Origin of the sequence: Mycolicibacterium sp. MU0050, assembly GCF_963378085.1 — a bacterium.
In the GTDB taxonomy this organism is placed as follows: domain Bacteria; phylum Actinomycetota; class Actinomycetes; order Mycobacteriales; family Mycobacteriaceae; genus Mycobacterium; species Mycobacterium wendilense.
In genome coordinates this window covers 1,198,516-1,218,267 of record NZ_OY726395.1, presented here as the reverse complement: position 1 = coordinate 1,218,267, position 19,752 = coordinate 1,198,516, and the positions used below count along the sequence as shown (strand labels likewise).

Annotated in this window: 19 protein-coding genes; 8 read left to right on the top strand and 11 right to left on the bottom strand. The window is 70.0% G+C overall.

The window, feature by feature from the left end; translation table 11 throughout:
- Genes R2K23_RS05900 through R2K23_RS05885 form a run of 4 tightly spaced genes read left to right on the top strand, consistent with a single transcriptional unit; the run spans position 1 to position 3,872 of the window.
- A complete protein-coding gene (locus R2K23_RS05900; protein ID WP_316515128.1) occupies positions 1–906 on the top strand; it encodes an ABC transporter ATP-binding protein in 906 nt (301 codons plus the stop codon).
- Positions 903–2,525: an ABC transporter permease gene (locus tag R2K23_RS05895; protein WP_316515126.1), complete on the top strand. Its 1,623-nt coding sequence runs from the start codon at positions 903–905 to the stop codon at positions 2,523–2,525. Before R2K23_RS05900 ends, R2K23_RS05895 begins: the two co-directional genes overlap by 4 nt.
- Before the next feature lie 36 nt (positions 2,526–2,561).
- On the top strand, positions 2,562–3,236 hold the full coding sequence (locus tag R2K23_RS05890; RefSeq protein WP_316515124.1) for a methyltransferase family protein: 675 nt from the start codon (positions 2,562–2,564) through the stop codon (positions 3,234–3,236).
- A 39-nt stretch (positions 3,237–3,275) separates the two neighbouring features.
- On the top strand, positions 3,276–3,872 hold the full coding sequence (locus R2K23_RS05885) for a DUF4126 domain-containing protein (RefSeq protein WP_316515122.1): 597 nt from the start codon (positions 3,276–3,278) through the stop codon (positions 3,870–3,872).
- Between the two features lie 78 nt (positions 3,873–3,950).
- Here R2K23_RS05885 and glgC read toward each other — a convergent pair whose 3' ends face one another.
- Entirely contained in the window at positions 3,951–5,165 is a 1,215-nt protein-coding gene (glgC, locus tag R2K23_RS05880) for a glucose-1-phosphate adenylyltransferase (RefSeq protein WP_316515120.1), read from the bottom strand.
- A gap of 134 nt (positions 5,166–5,299) precedes the next feature.
- Here glgC and glgA point away from each other — a divergent pair, with 134 nt between their 5' ends.
- Positions 5,300–6,466, top strand: coding sequence for a glycogen synthase (glgA, locus tag R2K23_RS05875; RefSeq protein WP_316515117.1), 1,167 nt, complete (start codon positions 5,300–5,302; stop codon positions 6,464–6,466).
- Between the two features lie 16 nt (positions 6,467–6,482).
- Here glgA and R2K23_RS05870 read toward each other — a convergent pair whose 3' ends face one another.
- The 5 genes from R2K23_RS05870 to folP all read right to left on the bottom strand — a co-directional run bounded on the left by R2K23_RS05870 (position 6,483) and on the right by folP (position 9,625).
- Positions 6,483–6,650, bottom strand: a complete 168-nt coding sequence (locus R2K23_RS05870; RefSeq protein ID WP_066857137.1) for a DUF3117 domain-containing protein — start codon at positions 6,648–6,650, stop codon at positions 6,483–6,485.
- A 116-nt stretch (positions 6,651–6,766) separates the two neighbouring features.
- Entirely contained in the window at positions 6,767–7,348 is a 582-nt protein-coding gene (locus R2K23_RS05865) for a DNA-3-methyladenine glycosylase I (RefSeq protein ID WP_316515112.1), read from the bottom strand.
- Positions 7,345–7,734, bottom strand: a complete 390-nt coding sequence (locus tag R2K23_RS05860; protein ID WP_316515109.1) for a DivIVA domain-containing protein — start codon at positions 7,732–7,734, stop codon at positions 7,345–7,347. The genes R2K23_RS05865 and R2K23_RS05860 overlap by 4 nt, the downstream gene beginning before the upstream one ends.
- Before the next feature lie 74 nt (positions 7,735–7,808).
- On the bottom strand, positions 7,809–8,753 hold the full coding sequence (locus tag R2K23_RS05855) for a glucosyl-3-phosphoglycerate synthase (RefSeq protein WP_316515106.1): 945 nt from the start codon (positions 8,751–8,753) through the stop codon (positions 7,809–7,811).
- Positions 8,750–9,625 carry a dihydropteroate synthase gene (folP, locus tag R2K23_RS05850; RefSeq protein ID WP_316515105.1) on the bottom strand — a complete coding sequence of 292 codons (876 nt, stop codon included), beginning with the start codon at positions 9,623–9,625 and terminating at the stop codon, positions 8,750–8,752. Before folP ends, R2K23_RS05855 begins: the two co-directional genes overlap by 4 nt.
- Before the next feature lie 146 nt (positions 9,626–9,771).
- Here folP and R2K23_RS05845 point away from each other — a divergent pair, with 146 nt between their 5' ends.
- Positions 9,772–10,842, top strand: a complete 1,071-nt coding sequence (locus R2K23_RS05845) for an NAD(P)-dependent alcohol dehydrogenase (RefSeq protein ID WP_316515102.1) — start codon at positions 9,772–9,774, stop codon at positions 10,840–10,842.
- Between the two features lie 328 nt (positions 10,843–11,170).
- Here the strand turns inward: R2K23_RS05845 and fadD6 are convergent, their stop codons facing one another.
- Entirely contained in the window at positions 11,171–12,952 is a 1,782-nt protein-coding gene (gene fadD6 / locus R2K23_RS05840) for a long-chain-acyl-CoA synthetase FadD6 (protein WP_316515100.1), read from the bottom strand.
- A 10-nt stretch (positions 12,953–12,962) separates the two neighbouring features.
- A complete protein-coding gene (locus tag R2K23_RS05835; RefSeq protein ID WP_316515098.1) occupies positions 12,963–13,535 on the bottom strand; it encodes an LOG family protein in 573 nt (190 codons plus the stop codon).
- A 61-nt stretch (positions 13,536–13,596) separates the two neighbouring features.
- Between R2K23_RS05835 and R2K23_RS05830 the strand changes: the two genes are divergently transcribed.
- Positions 13,597–15,609 (top strand): AAA family ATPase, encoded by a 2,013-nt coding sequence (locus R2K23_RS05830; protein WP_316515095.1) that lies wholly within the window; start codon positions 13,597–13,599, stop codon positions 15,607–15,609.
- Here the strand turns inward: R2K23_RS05830 and dapE are convergent.
- Positions 15,594–16,664 carry a succinyl-diaminopimelate desuccinylase gene (gene dapE, locus R2K23_RS05825; RefSeq protein WP_316517082.1) on the bottom strand — a complete coding sequence of 357 codons (1,071 nt, stop codon included), beginning with the start codon at positions 16,662–16,664 and terminating at the stop codon, positions 15,594–15,596. The two genes, R2K23_RS05830 and dapE, sit on opposite strands and share 16 nt — an antisense overlap.
- An 89-nt stretch (positions 16,665–16,753) precedes the next feature.
- Between dapE and dapD the strand changes: the two genes are divergently transcribed.
- Positions 16,754–17,722, top strand: coding sequence for a 2,3,4,5-tetrahydropyridine-2,6-dicarboxylate N-succinyltransferase (dapD, locus tag R2K23_RS05820; protein ID WP_316515093.1), 969 nt, complete (start codon positions 16,754–16,756; stop codon positions 17,720–17,722).
- A 201-nt stretch (positions 17,723–17,923) separates the two neighbouring features.
- Here dapD and R2K23_RS05815 read toward each other — a convergent pair whose 3' ends face one another.
- Both R2K23_RS05815 and R2K23_RS05810 read right to left on the bottom strand, forming a co-directional pair.
- Positions 17,924–18,271 carry a VOC family protein gene (locus R2K23_RS05815; RefSeq protein ID WP_316515090.1) on the bottom strand — a complete coding sequence of 116 codons (348 nt, stop codon included), beginning with the start codon at positions 18,269–18,271 and terminating at the stop codon, positions 17,924–17,926.
- A gap of 2 nt (positions 18,272–18,273) precedes the next feature.
- Complete coding sequence (locus R2K23_RS05810; protein WP_316515087.1) at positions 18,274–19,692, bottom strand: acyl-CoA synthetase; 1,419 nt, start codon at positions 19,690–19,692, stop codon at positions 18,274–18,276.
- Positions 19,693–19,752 lie beyond the last annotated feature (60 nt).

Below are 19,752 nucleotides of genomic sequence, written 5' to 3'. Positions count from 1 at the left end.
ATGACAGGCACCGCGCACACCATCGAAATCGAAGGGCTGTCCAAGAGTTTCGGAAAGACCAAGGCCATCGACGGGCTGGACATGCGGGTGGCGCCGGGCGAGATCGCCGGCTTCCTCGGCCCCAACGGCGCGGGCAAATCGACCACCATCCGCGTGCTGCTGGGCCTGTTGCGCAGCGACGCGGGCAGCGTACGACTGCTCGGCGGGGACCCCTGGCGCGACGCGGTCGACCTGCACCGCCGGCTGGCCTACGTGCCCGGCGATGTGACGTTGTGGCCCAACCTGACCGGCATGCAGGCCATCGACTTCCTGATGGGACTGCGCGGCCGGGCGAATCCGGATACCCGGCGGCGCGATGAGCTGATCGACCGCTTCGAACTCGACCCGCACAAGAAGGCGCGCACCTACTCTAAGGGCAACCGGCAGAAGGTCGCCATCGTCGCGGCGTTCAGCATCCCCGCCGACCTCTACATCCTCGACGAGCCCACCTCCGGCCTGGATCCCTTGATGGAGAAGGCCTTTCAACAGTGCGTGCAGGAGGTGGCCGCCGACGGCGCCGCGGTCCTGCTGTCGAGTCACATCCTGGCCGAGGTCGAAAAGCTCTGTGACACCGTCACCATCATCCGGGCGGGCCGGACGGTGCGCTCCGGAACCTTGACGGAACTGCGGCATCTGATGCGAACCATGGTGGCCGTGCGCACTCGGCGCGATCCCGAGACGCTGGGCGACCTCGCCGAGACCCGCGATTTCCGCCTGGTCGACGGCACCGCCCAGTTCACCGTCGACCGCGCCGATCTCGACCGGGTGATGGAACAGCTGACCGCGCTGGGCATCACCGAACTCAAGGTCACTCCGGCATCGTTGGAGGACCTGTTCCTGCGCGAATATCAGGGCACCCGCCGATGACCGCGCGCACGTCGGCCCGCCCCGCGGCCCGTCATCAGGCACCCGGCCCCGGGTCCGCCCTGACCGGCACCTGGCGCGTGCTGCGCCTGGCGCTGCGACGCGACCGCACCCGCTTGGCCATCTGGATCGGCGCCCTGGCCCTGCTCGTGGTGTACTCGCCGGGCGCTCTCGAGTTGGCCTACCCGGACGAGGCGGCGCGCCTCGCTCGCATCGACCTCCTCAAGACACCGGCGGCAATGATGTTGGCGGGCCCCATGTTCGGGATCAACGAAACCGACATGGGCGTGATGATGGCCACCGAGCTCACCCTCACCCTCATCGTCGCGGCCTCGATCCTGGCCGTCCTGACCGTGCTGCGCCACACCCGCGCCGAGGAGGAATCCGGCGCCGCGGAATTGATCTTGGCCTCGGTTGTCGGGCGCGACGCGCGCATCGCCGCCGCGCTGCTGCTGGCCGCGGGCGTCAACCTGGTCCTGGCCGTCCTGATGACGGCGGCGCTGACCGTCAGCGGCTTCGCACTGGCGGACAGCGCCGGGATGTCGATCGGGGTGGCCGCGGCCGCGATGGTCTTCGCCGCGGTGGCCGCGGTGACCGCCCAGCTATGGCGGCAGTCGCGAACCGCCACCGGTGCGGCCCTGGCCGTCCTGGCGGTGGCCGTGCTGGTGCGCGGTGTCGGCGACGTGATCGACAGCTCCGGCAGTGCGCTCTCCTGGTTCTCCCCCATCGCCTGGGCCCAGCAGATGCGCCCCTTTGCGGACCTGCGCTGGTGGCCGCTGCTGTTGCTGGTGCTCTTGACCGCCGCGCTCGGCGCGCTGGCGGCCGCGCTGCAGAACCGCCGCCAGTACGACGCCGGCACCTTCGCGTCCACCGGGGAGCGACCCGACGCCCGGCCGATCCGGGGAGTCCTGGGCCTGCATCTGACGCTGCAGCGCGGGCCGATGCTGGGCTGGTCGGTGGGCCTGTTCCTGGCGGGGTTGTGCGTGGGATCGCTGACCGACTCGATGCTGGCCGCCGCCGAAGGCAACGAGCTGATCACCCAGATGCTGGCCACCGAGGGCACCGACGGGGTCTACACCACCATGAGCCAGTTCCTGGCCGCGGCCGCCTCGGCATACACGGTGGCAGCCGTACTGCGGCTGAGCGCCGACGAACGAACCGGATTGGCCGAACCTGTACTGGCGGGCGCGGTTTCGCGGTGGCGGTGGCTGTTGACGGCCGTGGTCGCGGCCGCGCTGGGTTCCACGGTGCTGATGGTCAGCGCCGGACTGGGCAACGGTCTGGGCGCGGGCGTCACCCTCGGCGAGCCCGCGACCATCGGGCGGCTGACACTGGCGGGACTTGCCTACGTTCCCGCGCTGGTGGCCATGGCGGGTGTGGCCGCGCTGGCGATGGCGCTGCGCCGGCCCTGGCTGGGCTGGGCCGCGGTCACGTTCGTGATCACCGCGCTGTATCTGGGTGCGCTGCTGCGGCTTCCGCAATGGCTGATCGACTTGTCCCCGGTCGGCCGGATCACGGCTCCGCTGGACGTGTCCGCACCGACGTTGGTGCTCCTGGCCGCCATCGGGGCCGCGCTGGCGGCGGCGGCCGGATTTCTGTACCGCAACCGGGACGCGGCCTAGCGGCCTGCCGGCAGCATCGAACCAGGAGACGGTGCCATGAACCTCAGCCTCCGAGCGGCGTTGGCCTCGATCGTGGGGCTCACGGCGACGGGCGCGTTGCTGTTCTGGCCCGCAGGCACATTCGATTACTGGCAGGGGTGGGCGCTCATCGCGGTGATGCTGGTCCTGACCGTCCCGTACACCGTGTACCTGGGCCGCAAACAGCCCGACGTCCTGCGGCGACGACTGCGCGCCGGCCCCACCGCGGAGTCCCGCGGGGTGCAGCGGCTGGCGGTGTTCGGCCTGCAGGCGTCGACGCTGGCGGTCTTCGCCGTCGGCGGGTTGGACCGTCGTCACGGCTGGACGCACGTGCCCACCTGGCTCTGCGTCGTGGGGCTCGGATTGGCCGGTGTCGGTCTCGGTGTCGCGATTGTCGTCGTGCTGCAGAACAGTTGGGCCGCCGCCACGGTGGAGATCCAGGCCGGCCAACAGGTGGTGGCCACCGGGCTCTACACGGTGGTTCGGCACCCGATGTACAGCGGCGCCGTGGCCATGATGCTCGGCCTACCGGTCGGGCTCGGCTCCTATTGGGCCTATCTGCCCGCCGCGGGCGCCCTGCTGGCGCTGATCGTTCGGATCGGCGACGAGGAGCGGATGCTCGTGCGGGACCTGCCCGGTTACCCCGAGTACCGGAGCACGGTGCGATACCGGCTGGTCCCCTACCTTTGGTGATCGACAGGCACGGCGGGTGGTTGTCCGCATACTGTTGTCATGGAGCAGCTGCTGACGGGCCTGGGGCTGTCCACCGCGGCCGGGCTCAACGCCTATATCCCCATGCTGATGCTCGGGCTGCTGGCCCGGTTCACGGAGGTGATCAGCCTGCCGGCGGGCTGGTCTTGGCTGGAGAACGGCTGGGTCCTGATAATCGTGGCGGTGTTGCTGGTGGTGGAGATCATCGCTGACAAGGTCCCGGCGCTGGATTCGCTCAACGACACCGTGCAGACGTTCGTGCGTCCCGCCGCGGGCGGCATCGTGTTCGGCTCCGGCACCGCGGCGCAGAGCCCTGCGGTGGCCGACCCCGGCCAGTGGGCCCAGTCCGGGCAGTGGGTCCCGGTACTCATCGGCGTCGTTGTGGCTCTGGCGGTTTCGTTGGCCAAGTCCGCGGTCCGGCCCGCCGCCAACGTCGCCACCGCCGGCGTCGCCGCACCGGTGTTGTCGACGGTCGAGGATGTCACCAGCGTCGGTCTGGTCCTCGTGGCCCTGCTGCTGCCGTTGCTGGTGCTGGTGTTTCTGGCGGGGTTGATCTGGGCGGGGTACCGGTTGTGGCGGCGGGCGAGGTCCCGGCGCGAGCGTGCGCCGAATACGTGAATTCCGCGGCGTGTCGGCCGGGGACACGCCCGCTCGCGAGGTGAGGCACTCGCGGGGTAAGGCACCCGCGGGCTTGGCTCAGATCCAGATGCCCTTGCCGACCGCGACGATGCCGCCCGCGCTGATCGAGAAGCGTTCCCGGTCCTTCTGCAGGTCCACCCCGACCATCTCGCCGGGGCCCACCACCACGTTCTTGTCCAGGATCGCCTTGCGCACCACCGCACCCCGTCCGACCCGCACGCCCGGCATCAGCACGCTGCCCTCGACGATGGCGCCGTCGTCGATCGCGACGTTGGACGACAGCACCGAGTTGCGCACCGAGGCCGCCGAGATGATGCTGCCGGCGCCCACCACCGATTCCTGGGCCGACCCCCCGTTGACGAACTTGGCCGGCGCCAGGTTCTCGGCGCCGCCCCGGATCGGCCAGCGCTTGTTGTAGAGGTTGAAGATCGGGTGCACCGACACCAGGTCCATGTGCGCGTCGTAGAACGCGTCCAGCGTGCCGACGTCGCGCCAATAGCCGTGATCGCGTTCCGTGGCGCCGGGCACCTCGTTGTTGCTGAAGTCGTAGACCGAGGCCATCCCGTCGGCCACCAGGCGCGGGATGATGTCGCCGCCCATGTCGTGGTCGGAATGGTCGTCCTCGGCGTCGGCCTTGATCGCGTCGATCAGCACCTTGGTGGTGAAGATGTAGTTGCCCATCGAGACGAAGGCCTGCTCGGGATCGTCGGGCGTGCCGGGCGGGTCGGCCGGCTTCTCGATGAACTGCCGGATCCGCCCGGAGTCGTCGGCGTCGATGCAGCCGAAGGCGCTCGCCTCGGCGCGCGGCACCCGGATTCCGGCCACGGTGGCGCCCGCACCGCTCTCGATGTGTTGCTGGACCATCTGCTCGGGATCCATCCGGTACACGTGGTCGGCACCGAAAATCACGATGTAGTCCGGATCTTCGTCGTAGATCAGGTTCATCGACTGATAGATCGCATCCGCCGAACCGGTGTACCAGCGCGGCCCCAGCCGCTGCTGGGCGGGCACCGGGGTGATGTACTCCCCCGCCAGACCGGACAGCCGCCAGTGCTGCGAAATGTGACGGTCCAGTGAATGCGACTTGTATTGCGTGAGAACACAGATCCGCAAGTACCGGGCATTGACCAGGTTGGACAGCACAAAGTCGATCAACCGGTAACCACCACCGAAAGGAACCGCCGGTTTGGCCCGGTCCGCGGTCAGCGGATACAACCGCTTCCCCTCACCTCCGGCCAGGACGATGCCCAGCACATGTGGCGCTTCCCTCATGGGTTCAAACCTATCGCCACCCGCCGGATGCGGCTAGGCCAAACGCCGAGGGGCCCCCGGCCAGTAATGGAATTCGGCGCCGAACCCCCCCGCGGCGGTGCGCCGCCGCGGGGGCGCCACTACGGTCGATCGGTATGCGGGTGGCGATGATGACTCGGGAGTATCCGCCGGAGGTCTATGGCGGCGCCGGCGTGCACGTGACCGAGCTTGTCGCGCAGCTGCGCCGACTGTGCGACGTCGACGTGCACTGCATGGGCATCCACCGCCCCGAGGCCATCGTGGCCGATCCCGATCCGGGCCTGCTGAAAGCGAACGCGGCGCTGACGACGTTGTCGGCGGACCTGGTGATGGCCAACAACGCCGCGGGGGCCTCCCTGGTGCATTCCCACACCTGGTACACCGGGATGGCGGGGCACGTTGCCGCGCTGCTGCACGGCATCCCGCACGTGGTGACCGCGCACTCGCTGGAACCGCTGCGGCCGTGGAAGGCCGAGCAGCTCGGCGGCGGCTACCGGGTGTCGTCCTGGGTGGAGCGCACGGCGATGACGGCGGCCGCGGCGGTGATCGCGGTCAGCTCGGGGATGCGCGAGGACGTCCTTCGCGTGTACCCGGAACTCGATCCCGACCGCGTGCACGTGGTGCGCAACGGGATCGACACCGACGTCTGGTACCCGATGTCCCGGTCGGAGGTGACGGCGTCGGTGCTGACCGGGCTGGGGGTCGACCTGTCCCGGCCCATCGTCGCGTTCGTCGGCCGGATCACCCGCCAGAAGGGCGTCACGCATCTGGTGGCCGCGGCGCATCACTTCGCACCCGAGGTGCAGCTGGTGCTGTGCGCGGGCGCCCCCGATACCCCCGAGATCGCCGCGGAGACGGCGGCCGCCGTCCGGGAACTCTCGGCCCGCCGCACCGGCGTGTTCTGGGTGCGCGAGATGCTGCCGCTGGCCGATATCCGCGAGATTTTGTCGGCAGCAAGCGTTTTCGTGTGCCCGTCGGTGTACGAGCCGCTGGGCATCGTGAACCTCGAGGCGCTGGCGTGCGCCACCCCCGTGGTGGCCTCCGACGTCGGCGGAATCCCCGAGGTCGTCGACGACGGCACCACTGGGACGCTGGTGCACTACGACACCGCGGATCCGGGCGCGTTCGAGGCCGGTCTGGCCGAGGCGGTCAACGCATTGGTTGCCGACCCGGCCAGAGCCGCTGCCTACGGTCAAGCTGGCCGCCAGCGGTGCATCGACGAGTTCTCCTGGGGGCGTGTTGCCGAGCAAACGCTGGAGATCTACCGCAAGGTGTCGAGCTAGCCGCGGGTGGCGGCGATCAGCTCGTGACGTTCTTGAGTTCCTCGCCCAGCGCCGCCGCTTCGTCCGGTGTCAGCTCGACGACCAGGCGGCCGCCGCCTTCCAGTGGTACCCGCATCACGATGCCGCGCCCCTCCTTGGTTGCTTCCAGAGGACCGTCTCCGGTCCGGGGCTTCATGGCCGCCATCGAGTGCTCCCTCCACTTCTGAGCCGGTCCATCGGTCCGGACCTGGTCAGCACGAACTGCCGATTCACTGCTCCATTCTTCCCTATGCCCGCCTTCACGTGTGCAAGACCCGGCGGTTAAACCGCACCAACAGCCGGAACCCAGCAGGTCACGACGTGATCATCGACCATTCCGGTGGCCTGCATCAGGGCATAAGCGGTGGTCGGACCGACGAATCGGAAGCCGCGCCGCTTGAGTTCCTTGGCCAGCGCGGCGGACTCGGGGGTCTTGGCCGGCACCTCCGACAGGCTCGCGGGCCGCGGGCGCGCCGCGGGCGCATAGGACCACAGCAGCTCGGTCAGGTCGCCGTCGAGTTCGGCGATGGCGCGAGCGTTGGCGATCGTCGCATCGATCTTCGCGCGGTTCCGCACGATGCCCGCGTCGGCCATCAGCCGCTGCACGTCGGCCTCGTCGTAGCCGGCGACGGTCGCGACGTCGAACCCGTAGAACGCGGCACGGAAGTTCTCCCGCTTCTTCAGGATGGTCAACCAGGACAAGCCGCTCTGGAACGCCTCCAGACTCATCCGTTCGAACAGCGCGACCGTCCCGCGCAAGGGCCGGCCCCACTCCTGATCGTGATAGTCCCGGTACAACTGGGCGTCGGCCGAGGAACCGAGTTCGGCCCACCCGCACCGGACGCGGTCGTCGGCGGCGCTCACGGGACGTCCTGGCGGCGGCCGGCCTCGAGGTCGTCCTCCGCCTGAGCTTCGGGGTGATCGCCGTCGTCGACGGGGCGGTCCGGTTCGGGTCCCGGTGCGCTGACGCCGCGCAGGATCGCGAGTTCGCCGCGCAGGGAGTCGAGTTCGGCGCCCAGCCGTTCCAGCACCCAGTCCACCTCGGCGGTGTTGTACCCGCGCAGTGCTTGGGCGAATTTCACGTCGTCGACGTCGGCGCCGGTGATGCCGGACGCGGGCAGCACCGTGGCCGTCGTCCCGCGCGGCAGCGGGGGCAGTTGTTCACCGCGCCCGAAGATCACGCTGGCCACGCCGAACAACACGACGGCCACCAAAACCAGCACCACGAGGTAGAGCAGAACCATCGTCACACCGTCGAGTTTGCCTCATGGGGGCGACAACCGAGGTTGGCGCGGCAGGTGCCTGTGGATGGTGAGCCGCGGGCTCAGCGCAGGGTGTTCATGGGTGGTCGATCCTCCAGCGACACCGTGGAGGTCCGCGGCGTGAAACCGTCACCGTCGGCGAAGAACTGCGTCAAACCGACACCGGAGTCGGGCACCCCGCAGCGGCTCAGCAGCGTCGCAATCACCTGCCGGCTCATCACCGCCAATTCGGTGACCGGGCGGTTGCGGTGAGTGCGCACGCCCAGGTTGACCTGGGCGATCGCGTCCAGGCCCAGCCTGTCGTAGGTGTCGATGAGCAGACCGATCTCCACGCCGTAGCCGGGCGCGAACGGCAGCGCGGTCAGCAACTCACGCGTCGCGGCGTACTCACCGCCCAGCGGTTGCAGCACAGCGCCCAACTCGGGCCGCAGCGCGGCGAGCAGGGGGCGCGCCACCAACTCGGTGACCCGGCCGCCGCCGTTGGTGTCCTCTTGCCCGCTGACCTTGAGCGGACGGCGGTAGTAGCCCTTCACCAGGTGAATGTTGTCGCCGGTGAGGATCGGGCCGACCAGCCGCGGCACGAACATCGGGTCCGGGTCGATCAGATCCGAGTCGATGAACACGACGATGTCGCCGGTGGTGGCGGCCAGCGAGCGCCACAACACCTCACCCTTGCCGGGCTGCGGCGGCACCTCCGGCAGGGCCTGTTCGCGGCTGACGACCCGTGCGCCGGCGGTGATCGCCCGGATCTCGGTGTCGTCGGTGGAGCCCGAGTCCAGAACGATCAACTCGTCGATCAGATCGCCCAGCATCGGCGAGATGCTGTCGATGACCGAGGCGACCGTGTCCTCCTCGTTGAGCGCGGGCAACACCACCGAGATGGTCCGGCCCCGTTTGGCGGCGGCCAACTCGGCGACGGTCCAGGTTGGCCGGCTCCAACTGTGGTCGTTGCACCAGGTGTCGCCGGGCAGCGTGCTCTGGGCGGATAGCTCCGGTGTCGTCGTCATGCCAGTCCCCTCACCGTGCGCGTCGGCTGACGCCTGCCTTCGATCGACGCGACCATGTCGAGTACGCGCCGAGTGGGGCCAACCTCGTGTACCCGGAACATGCGCGCCCCATCCGCCGCCGCCAAAGCGGTGGCGGCCAGGGTGCCCTCCAGGCGTTCGGTCAGACCCACACCCAGAGTCTCCCCGACAAAATCCTTGTTACTCAGGGCCATCAGGACCGGCCATCCAGTGTTTACAAGGTCTTTCAGGTGACGCAACAAACTAAGACTGTGGTGAGTGTTCTTACCGAAATCGTGGGTGGGATCGACCAGGATCGCGTCCCGGTGGACACCGACGGACACCGCGTGTTCGGCGGCGGCGGTGACCTCCCGGACGACGTCGTCGACGACGCCGCGGGTGGTGCTGCCGTAGCTGACCCGAAACGGCCGGGTCCGCGGGACCGCACCACCGGTGTGCGAGCACACCAGGCCGGCCCCGAATTCGGCAGCCACCTCCGGCAGACCCGGATCAGCACCCGCCCAGGTGTCGTTGATCAGGTCCGCGCCGGCCGCGCAGGCCAGTTTCGCCACCGACGCGCGCCAGGTGTCGACGCTGATCACCTGGTCCGGATACGCCGAGCGCAGCCATTCGATGAACGGCACCACGCGGGCGATCTCCTCGTCGGCGTCGACCACCTGTCCGGGGCCCGCCTTGACCCCGCCGATGTCGACGACGTCGGCGCCTTCCTCGATGACGCGGTGGACCGCCGACTTCGCGGCCTCGTCGCTGAAGGTGGCTCCCCGGTCGTAAAACGAGTCCGGCGTGCGGTTGACGATCGCCATGATCAGGGCGCGATCGCCCGCGACCGGCTTCCCCAAGAACGTCGACTGCACGCTGTCCAGGCTAATGGGGCGAAAACCCCGATGAACTGGCCACACCGGTTATAGCTTCAGCACCGTGCCCGTCGGCACTGCTCAAAGCGCCCAGCCGGCCGACGGGACCGACGATGCCCTGGAGCTGGCGCGGTGGGGGAACACACATGAAGATGCGGGCAGCCCGCATGCACGGGTACAAGCGGCCGTTGCAACTCGAGGAGGTCCCGGTTCCGGTGCCGGGCCCCGAAGAGGTGCTGGTCAAGGTCGGTGGGGCCGGGATGTGCCGCACCGACTATCAGCTCATCGACGGCTACTTCGCCGACGGTGTGGCCAACAACTTTCCCATCACGCCGGGGCACGAGATCGCGGGCTGGGTCGACAGCATCGGCTCCGCCGTGCCGCCCTCTGCGGGGCTGTCCGAGGGCGATCAGGTGGTGGTGTTCGGGCCGTGGGGCGACGGCTCCTGCCGGCAGTGCCACGGGGGCAACGAACAGTTGTGCGCCCACGGGGTGTGGGCCGGGTTCGGGCCGCACGGCGGCTACCAGGAATACCTGCCGGTGCACCACCGGTACCTGATCGGCGTCCCCGCCGGCGGCGCGCTGTCGCCGCCCAACCTCGCGCCGCTGACCGACGCCGGCCTGACGCCCTACCGCGGCCTCAAGAAATTGCGCGCCGGCGGCCACCTCGGGCCGGGTCGCACGCTGGCCGTCACCGGGGTGGGCGGCCTGGGCAGCTACGGCACGCAGTATGCGAGGCTGCTCGGCGGCGGCGCGACCGTCGTGGCCCTGGGCCGCAGCGACGAGAAGCTCCGACTGGCGCTCGACAACGGCGCCGACCATGTGGTGAACGTCCGGGGTAAGCCCCCTGAGGCCGTCGCATCCGAGCTGGAAAGACTCACGGGCCGAGGGGAATTCGACGCCGTGCTGGACTGCGCCGGCGCCGAGGACTCGATTCGTCTGGCGTTCGCGCTGCTGGCCGCCGAGGGAGCGGTGGCCAGCGTCGGGCTGATCGGCAACCGGGTCGACATCCCACTCTTTCCACTGGTCTCGCGCGAATACACCTACTACGGGTCGTTCTGGGGCAACTTCAACGACCTCACCGAGGTCCTGGCACTGGCGGTCGCCGGGCAGATCAAGGACGCCGTGACGCGGGTGCGCTTCGAGGAGGTCAACGAGACGCTGGACGCCATCGGCCGCGGCGACATCATCGGCCGTGCGGTCATCGTCTACGACTGAGTCGAGGCAGGCGGGGGGTGTCTGCGCGGGGGTGGGTTCGCCGGCCTGCGCGCCGAGATTGCACACAGGGCTGCCCGCCCGGCGCGAGAACAACCCTGGCCGCAATCTCGCCGGGGGTCGCCGAATGGCCTGAGCCGCGAGCCCCCGAGATTGCACGCAGGACTGCTCCCCGAGGCCGAGAACAACCCTGTGTGCAATCTCGCGCAGTAGCCTCAGCCCTTCGGACGCTGCTGGGCTCGACGGGGCAGCGCCCCTTCAGGGCTTCGTCCCTCAGCCCTTCGGACGCTGCTGGGCTCGACGGGGCAGCGCCCCTTCAGGGCTTCGTCCCTCAGCCCTTCGGACGCTGCCCGGCCGCGACTTGTTCCGGGTACTCGTCGTGGAACGGGATATACCCCTCACGCCGGCCGGCCAGCACGTACAGCGGGTCGGTGACCTCGTCGCCGTAGGCCTGCTCACGCAGATCCACCTTGCGGCTCTTGAAGGTCGTGGTCTGCTCCAGCTCGTCGACCACCCGAACGAACAGCGGCACGGCATAGGCGGGCAGCTTGTCGTAAAGCGTCTCGGCGAGCTCGACGCCGTCGAACTCGGCGCCGTCGCGGAGCTTGACCGCGGCCATCCCGGCGCGGCCGCCGGTGTTGGGCACCTCGACGCCGAAGACCGTGCACTCCTCGATCTGCGGATCGGCCGTCAGGGCGGCCTCCACCTCGGTGGTCGCCACGTTTTCGCCCTTCCACCGGAAGGTGTCGCCCAACCGGTCGGCGAACGACGCGTGGCCCATGCCCTGCGGGTTCATCACGTCGCCGGTGTTGAACCAGACGTCACCCTTCTTGAAGGCGTCCTTGATCAGCTTCTTCTCGCTGGCCTTCTTGTCGGTGTAGCCGTCGAAGGGCGAGAGCCGGTTGACCGGGCTGATCAACAGGCCGGGCTCGCCCGGGGGCACCTTGCGCACCCGGCCGTTCTCGTCGCGGGTGGGCTCCCCGGTGTCGGCGTCGTACTCGACGTAGGCCAGCGGCATGAACGAGATGCCGGTGGTCTTGGGCAGGTTGAAGATGTTGATGAACGCCGTGTTGGCCTCGCTGGCCGAGTAGAACTCGCAAACCCGGTCGATGCCGAACCGCTCGGTGAACTCGTCCCAGATCTCCGGGCGCAAGCCGTTGCCGGCGACCACTCGCACCTTGTGGCCGCGGTCGGTGGCCTTCTTGGGCTGGTTGAGCAGGTACCGGCACAGCTCCCCGATGTAGACGAAGGCGGTCGCGTCGTAGGCGACGACCTCGTCCCAGAACCGCGACGCGGAGAACTTCTCGCCGACCGCCAGCGTCGCCCCCGCGTTCAGCACCGAGGACACCGCGACCGTCAGGGCGTTGTTGTGATAGAGCGGGAGGCAGCTGTACAGGGTGTCGTCACTGGTCAGACGCAGCCCCAACCCGCCGAAGATGGCGAGCGCGCGCAGCCACCGCTGGTGGGTCATCACACTGGCCTTCGGGTGTCCGGTGGTTCCCGAGGTGAAGATGTAGAAGGCCGGATCCTTGGCCAGCACCGCCGACGCCGAAGCCGGATTGTTGGTCGGCGCGGTCTCGGCCAGGCCCTCGAATTCCGAGATCGACACCAGGACACCGGATTCGAGCTGGACGCCGGAATCGGTGACGGCGTCGAGCAGATCGTCCTCGGCCACCAGCACCTTGGCGTCGAGCAGACCGATGCTGTGCTCGAGGACGTCGCCGCGCTGGTGGAAGTTCAGCATGCCTGCCACGGCACCGCATTTCACGGTGGCCAACATCAGCAACACCGCGTTGGGCGAGTTGCGGAGCATGATCCCGACGACGTCGCCGTGCCCCACGCCCCGGGTCGCCAGCACGGCCGCGTACCGGTTGACGGTCTCGTTCGCCTGCCGGTAGGTCAGCTGCTGCTCGCCGAACCTGATGAAGACGTTGTCGGCGTACTTCTGGGCGCGTTCCTGAAAGACCTTGCCGATCGACGTCTTCGAGGTCGGACGGGCGAGCAGGCCGGTGGTCACACCGCGCAGGATGGACGGGGTGTCCATCACCACGCCGGGCACCTGGCTGACGATGTCGAGGAGGCCGACGGATGTCCGGGTATCGGTGGCTGACATGCCGCCCAGCCTAATCACGGGGCGTGACCGGCGGTACCGAGCGGGGGGCACAAAGATCCAGAGCGACGTCGACCTCGCGGACCACCAGCAGCCGATCCAATGCTCGCTGCGCGACGTACCCGGCGGGCACCAGGCCCTCCAGCCAGGACAGCAGCCCGTCGTAGTGGCCGTTCGGATCGAGCAGCACCACCGGCTTGTCGTGCATCCCCAGTGACCCGGCGGTCCAGGTCTCGAACATCTCCTCCATGGTGCCGATCCCGCCGGGCAGCGTGATGAAGGCGTCGGCGTGGTCCTCCATGACCTGTTTGCGCTGCCGCATGGTGTCGGTGACGATCAGGTCGTCGGCGTGCACGTCGGCGACCTCCCGGTGTACCAACGCCTTGGGGATCACCCCGATGGTCCGGCCGCCGCGGGCCCGCGCCCCCTCGGCGACCGCGCCCATCGCCGATACGTTGCCCCCGCCGGAGACCAGGGCCCAGTTCCGATCGGCGATGGCCCGCCCCACCTGATCGGCCAGCGCCAACAGTTCCGGATGCCTGGGTCCCGACGCGCAATACACGCAGACCGCCCACTCACGTTGCACACCGTGAGGGTATTTGGCCGATCACCGGTGCGCGCGGGGCCTCACCCATAAGATGCGCACGGTGTCGAAGCAGTGGAGCGTGCCGCGCCACGACGACGCGCTCGAACGCCTGGAAGCCGCGTTGACGACGGTGCCCGGGGCCGTGCTGACCGGCCCCGACGGGATCGGCAAGTCCACCCTGGCGCGGCAGGTCGCCCGTCGGTACGCGGCGGCGCACCCGCAGGCGACGTTGCGTTGGGTGACCGCGACCCCCACCGAGCAGGCAGTGCCCTTCGGCGCGTTCAGTCAGCTGGTGGAGGTCGCCGAGCTCGGCAAGCCCGCCGCCCTGCTACGGGCCGCACGCCTTTCGCTGCGCGCGGACCCCGAGGACCTGCTGATCGTCGACGACGCCAACCAGCTCGACGCGCTCTCGGCGACACTGACCTACCAGTTGGCGCTGGCCGGAAACACCCGGATGATCGTGACCGCGCGCGCCGACACCGCGCCGGCGACCATCCGCGCGCTGTGGGAGGACGCCCTACTGCAACGGGTGGACGTCGAAACCGCGGGCGCCACATCCGAATCCGACGACGTCGACGCGTTCGTCGACGCCCTGCCCGGCCCGGCCCGCGACGTCTTGGACCTGCTCTGCGTGCTGGAGCCGATCGCCCTGGCCGACCTGCAGGAGCTGACGTCGGCCGAGGCGGTTCGGGAGGCCGAGCAACTCGGCGCGGTCGAGATCGTCGGCGCCGAGCCCCTGGTGTTCACCGCCCACCCGCGGTTCGCCGAGCGGGCGCTGGACGCGCTGCCCGAGGACCACGCCCGCGAACTGCGCAGCCGGCTGATCGAACCGCTGCGGCGGCGGGCCCGCGATCACCCCAGCGACCGGCTGCGCATCGCGGGGCTCGCGCTGGCCGGCGCGGATCCGCTCCCGGTGGACGAGACCGTGTCCGCCGCCGGCGAGGCCCTGCGCCTGGGGGACCTGCCCTTGGCCGAACGCTTGGCCGGCTCGGCGCTGGCGCGGTCGACGCGGCTGGACGCGAGGCTGCTGCTGGCACACGCCCTGGCCTGGCAGGGGCGCGGTCGAGAGGCGGCCGAGGTGCTCGCCGCCGTCGACCCGGCTGCGCTGTCTGAGTCCGAACTGCTGGCCTGGGCGCTGCCCCGCGCCGCCAACGAGTTCTGGATGCTCGGGGCGCCGGAACGGGCCACGGCGTTCCTCAACACCACCCGCAGCCGCCTGACCGCCGCCGAGGACCGGGTCACGCTGGACGCCTTGACCGCAACCTTCGCGATGAACGCCGGAAACCCGCAGCGGGCGTTGCAGATCGCGACCGAGGTGCTGGGGGCCGCGACCGCCGGGGACACGGCGGTGGCGTGGGCGGCCAGCGCGGCGAGCCTGAGTTCGGCCCGGCTGGGGCGGCTTGCCGACGTGGACGGCTTCGCCCGGCGCGCCGCCGGCGCCGAGCATCCGGGCCTGTTGCGATTCACCGTGGGCCTCGCGCTGACGAGCACGCTGCTGATGAACGACGACGTCGACGGCGCCGAGCGAATCGCCCAGCAGTACACCGACTTCGCCGAGTTGCAGCAGCCCGGCCGGGCCATCGGCGAGGTGCTGCTGGCCCAGGTCCGGATGGCGCGCGGGGATTTTGAGGGCGCGGCGGCGCTGCTCGGTCCGGCCTCGGCGGCATTGGACCGCACCGGCTACTCGTGGGGTCCGCTGTCGCTGATGTTGTCGGCGACGGCCCTGGCACGCCTGGGGCACCTCGCCGAGGCCGCAAAGGCGTTGTCGCGGGCGGAATCCCGGCACGGCACCAAGTCGGCGCTGTTCGCCCCCGAGCTCGGGATCGCCCGGGCCTGGCGGCTGGCGGCCGGCCGCGACGAGCACGCGGCGGTGACGGCGGCAAGGCAGGCGGCCGGCATGGCCGAACGCTCCGGTCAGCTCGCGGTGGCGCTGTTGTGCTGGCGGGACGCGGTGCGGCTCGGCGACGGGTTGGCGCTCGCGCCGCTGCGGCGGTTGGCGCCGACCGTCGACTGCACCGTCGCCCGCGCGGCGCTGCGGGAGGCCGAGGAGGCGACCGCTCAGCGTGCCAGGTAGGCCCGCAGCGTCTCGGTGACGGAGGTGATCTGCGCGATCTCGACGTTCTCGTCGCGCCGGTGGGCGAGGTTGGGATCTCCGGGTCCGTAGTTGAGGGCGGGGATGCCCAGCGCGGCGAAGCGGGAGACATCGGTCCAGCCGTACTTGGCCCGGACCTGGCCGCCGGCCGCCGCGACCAGGGCGGCCGCCGCCGGCTCGCCGAGTCCCGGCAGGGCGCCGGCCGCCGAGTCGGTGAGTTCGATGCTGACCGGCAGGCCCGCGAAGACCTCGTGGACGTGATCGAGCGCCTGCTGCGGCGAGCGATCGGGGGCGAAGCGGAAGTTCACCGTCACCGCCGCCGCATCGGGGATGACGTTGCCGGCCACTCCCCCGTCGATCCGCACGGCCGAGAGTCCCTCGCGGTACTCGCATCCGTCGATGTCGACCCGGCGGGGCTGATACTCGCTGAGGCGCGCCAGCACCGCGCCGAGCTTGTGGATCGCGTTGTCACCCATCCAGGAACGTGCCGAATGCGCGCGGGTGCCGTCGGCGCTGATCACCACGCGCAGCGTGCCCTGACAGCCGGCCTCGATGAACCCGCCGGTCGGCTCGCCCAACACGGCGACATCGGCGCGCAGCCAGTCCGACAGTTCCCGCTCGATGCGGCCCAGGCCGTTGGCGGCGGCCTCGATTTCCTCGCAGTCGTAGAACACCAACGTCAGGTCGTGCGCGGGATCGGTGACGGTCGCGGCCAGATGCAGGAAGACCGCGTCGCCGGACTTCATGTCGGAGGTCCCGCAGCCGTACATCCGGTCGCCGTCGATGCGGCTGGGGAGGTTGTCGGCGATGGGGACGGTGTCCAGGTGACCGGCCAGCAGGACCCGGCTGGGCAGTCCGCGTTGGGTGCGCGCGAGCACCGCGTCCCCGTTGCGGATCACCTCGAAGCCCTCCGTCTGTTCCCGCAGCGCGGCCTCGACGGCGTCGGCCAGGCGCGCCTCGTCGCGCGATTCACTCGGGATATCGACCAGGGCCGCCGTCAGGGCGACGGGGTCGGCATGCAGGTCGAGGCGGTCCACGCGGAGGTCAGGCACCTGACCAGGGTATCCGGGAGCGCTGTGCGGCCACGTGGGCGTGGTGACGGTGGGCGACGGGCACGTCCCGGTCCGTGGCCGCCCCGGTAGCCTGTAGCACCGTGACTGGAGCTTCGGGTTTTGGATTGGCAACGCTGGCGGCCGACGGGTCGGTTCTCGACACCTGGTTCCCGGCACCGGAACTGGGATCGTTCGACACCACCGGGACGCAGCGCTCGCCCGAGGGCGCGCCGGCGGACCTGGTCGGGCTGGCCGGGCGCGACGAAGAACGCGGCACCGAGACGGTGGTGGTCCGGACCACGATCGCCGACCTGGACGCCAAGGCCGTCGACACCCACGACGTGTACCTGCGGCTGCACCTGCTCTCGCACCGCCTGGTCGCTCCGCACAAGCTCAATGCCGAGGGCTTCTTCGGGCTGCTCACCAACGTCGTGTGGACCAACCACGGCCCCTGCGCCGTCGAGGGTTTCGAGACCGTGCGCGCCAAGCTGCGCCGCCGCGGTCCGGTGACGGTCTACGGCGTCGACAAGTTCCCGCGGATGGTCGACTACGTCCTGCCGTCCGGCGTGCGCATCGCCGACGCCGACCGGGTCCGCCTGGGCGCGCATCTGGCCGCCGGCACCACGGTCATGCACGAGGGGTTCGTCAACTTCAACGCCGGCACGCTGGGCTCCTCCATGGTGGAGGGGCGCATCTCGGCGGGCGTGGTGGTCGACGACGGCTCCGACATCGGCGGCGGCGCCTCCATCATGGGCACCCTGTCCGGCGGCGGCAGCGAGGTCATCTCGGTGGGCAAGCGCTGCCTGCTGGGCGCCAACTCCGGCCTGGGGATCTCGCTGGGCGACGACTGCGTCGTGGAAGCCGGGCTGTACATCACGGCGGGCACCAAGGTCACCACCCCCGACGACAAGCGGGTCAAGGCGCGCACGCTCTCCGGCGCCAGCAACATGCTGTTCCGGCGCAACTCGATGTCCGGGGCCGTCGAGGTGGTCGCCCGCGGTGGGCACGGCATCACCCTCAACGCGGACCTGCACGCCAACTGAGCTTGGGTCTTCTCGAGCCACTCCACGAGCGGCCACCTACGTACACTTTCCGGGCCTGGGTTCAAGGGGTGGATGCAACAGCCTCTAGCTGAGGGGTTCAGATGGGGCTGCCGGAGTTAGCGCGTGTGGAAAGCCGGTTTTGGGAACTAATTCGTGAGGGGTTGTCCCCGCTCGTGAGGGGGTGTCCACCCCCGCGGGGGCTCACTCGGCCGCGAGGATGCAGAACTCGTTGCCCTCGGGGTCGGCGAGTACCACCCAGCTCTCCTGACCTTGGCCGACATCCGCCCGCCGGGCGCCGAGGGCCAGCAGGCGGTCGACCTCGGCCTGCTGGTCATCGGGCACGAAGTCGAAGTGGATCCGGTTCTTGACCACCTTGTCGTCGGGCACCGCCAAGAACGCCCACAGCGGCCCGGCGCCGCCCGGCGGCTTCAGGATGATGTCGCCGTCCTCGGTGGGCTCGGTCGGCCAACCCAGCGCCGTCGACCACCAGTGCGCCAGGGCCGGCGGGTCCGCCGCATCGATGCACACCTCGGAAAAACGCAACGCCATGCTCAACCTCCTGTCATCAGCTCCTTCTTGAGCACCTTGCCCATCGCATTGCGCGGCAGCTCCGTGACCAGCCGCACCTCGCGGGGGCGCTTGTGCACCGAAAGCTGTTCGGCCACATACTCGATGAGGGCGTCCGGCTCGGTGTCGCCGACGACGAAGGCGACGATGCGTTGACCGAGATCGGCGTCGGGTACGCCGACGACCGCCACCTCGTCGACGCCGGGGTGCCCGAGCAGCGCGGTCTCGATCTCGCCGGCACCGACCCGGTATCCGCCGGTCTTGATCAGGTCCACCGATTCCCGCCCGACGATGCGGTGCATGCCGCCGTCGTCGATGACGGCGACGTCGCCGGTGCGGTACCAGCCGTCCTCGCCCAGCACCTCGGCGGTGGCCTCGGCCCGGTTCAGGTAGCCGTCGAAGAGCATCGGCCCCCGCACGTGCAGTTTGCCGATGGTTTCCCCGTCGTGGCCCACCGGGCCGCCGCCGTCGTCGACCAGGCGGGTCTGCACCCCGTCGAGCGGTAGCCCCACCCAGCCGGGCCGGCGCTCGCCGTCGACCCGAGTGCTCAGCGTGATCAACGATTCGGTGCTGCCGTACCGCTCGATGGGCGCGTGTCCGGTCAGCGACACCAACCGGTCGAACACGGGCACCGGCAACGCGGCGCTGCCGGACACCAACAGCCTTGCCGACCGCAGCGCGTCGGCCGCGGCACCGTCCGAGACCAGCCTGGACCACACCGTGGGGACACCGAAAAACAAAGTGCCGCCGTGCTTTTCCGCGGCCTGCGCGTAGTTGACGGGGGTTGGCTTGCCGGTGTGCACGAAGCGGTTACCGATCCGCAGCGACCCGAGCAGACCCAGCACCAGACCGTGTACGTGGAACAACGGCAGACCGTGCACCAGGGTGTCCTCGGGCGTCCACCGCCAGGCGGCGGCCAGCGCGTCGATGTCGGCGGCCACGGCGCGCCGGCTGGTCAGCACGCCCTTGGGCGCACCCGTGGTGCCGGAGGTGTACATGACGTACGCCGGGGTGTCCGGATGCGGTTCGGCGTAGCGATGCCAGGAGCGGGCGTGCAGCCGAACCGGCACATGCGGCAGTCCGCCGGTGTCCTCGGGTAGTTCGCCGAGCCAGGCCTGCGCGCCGGAGTCCTTCAGGATGTGGGCGCGCTCGGCGGCGCCGACGTCGGCGGGCACCGGCACGAACGGCACCCCCGCGATCAGGCAGCCCGTGACGGCGAGCACCGTGGTGACGCTCGGGGTGGCCAGCACCGCCACCCGGGCGGCACCACCGACCCGCTCGGCGACCGAGGTGGCCGCACCGACGAGGTCGCTGCGGCTCAGCGTGGTTTCGCCGATGGTCACGGCGTCGGACAGATCGGCGCCACCGGCGACGGCGGCGGGGTTCAGAGAGGCCAACAACACGCTTGTGACGGTACCGCGATACTGACCGGGTGGATCCCTTCGAATGCCTGTCCAGCCGAA

Coding starts and splice junctions, on each gene's coding strand:
- R2K23_RS05885 (WP_316515122.1), top strand. CDS start 3,276: ATGGAGCAGCTGCTGACGGGCCTGGGGCTGTCCACCGCGGCCGGGCTC.
- glgA (WP_316515117.1), top strand. CDS start 5,300: ATGCGGGTGGCGATGATGACTCGGGAGTATCCGCCGGAGGTCTATGGC.
- R2K23_RS05895 (WP_316515126.1), top strand. CDS start 903: ATGACCGCGCGCACGTCGGCCCGCCCCGCGGCCCGTCATCAGGCACCC.
- R2K23_RS05870 (WP_066857137.1), bottom strand. CDS start 6,650: ATGGCGGCCATGAAGCCCCGGACCGGAGACGGTCCTCTGGAAGCAACC.
- R2K23_RS05900 (WP_316515128.1), top strand. CDS start 1: ATGACAGGCACCGCGCACACCATCGAAATCGAAGGGCTGTCCAAGAGT.
- fadD6 (WP_316515100.1), bottom strand. CDS start 12,952: ATGTCAGCCACCGATACCCGGACATCCGTCGGCCTCCTCGACATCGTC.
- R2K23_RS05890 (WP_316515124.1), top strand. CDS start 2,562: ATGAACCTCAGCCTCCGAGCGGCGTTGGCCTCGATCGTGGGGCTCACG.
- glgC (WP_316515120.1), bottom strand. CDS start 5,165: ATGAGGGAAGCGCCACATGTGCTGGGCATCGTCCTGGCCGGAGGTGAG.
- R2K23_RS05845 (WP_316515102.1), top strand. CDS start 9,772: ATGAAGATGCGGGCAGCCCGCATGCACGGGTACAAGCGGCCGTTGCAA.
- R2K23_RS05855 (WP_316515106.1), bottom strand. CDS start 8,753: ATGACGACGACACCGGAGCTATCCGCCCAGAGCACGCTGCCCGGCGAC.
- R2K23_RS05815 (WP_316515090.1), bottom strand. CDS start 18,271: ATGGCGTTGCGTTTTTCCGAGGTGTGCATCGATGCGGCGGACCCGCCG.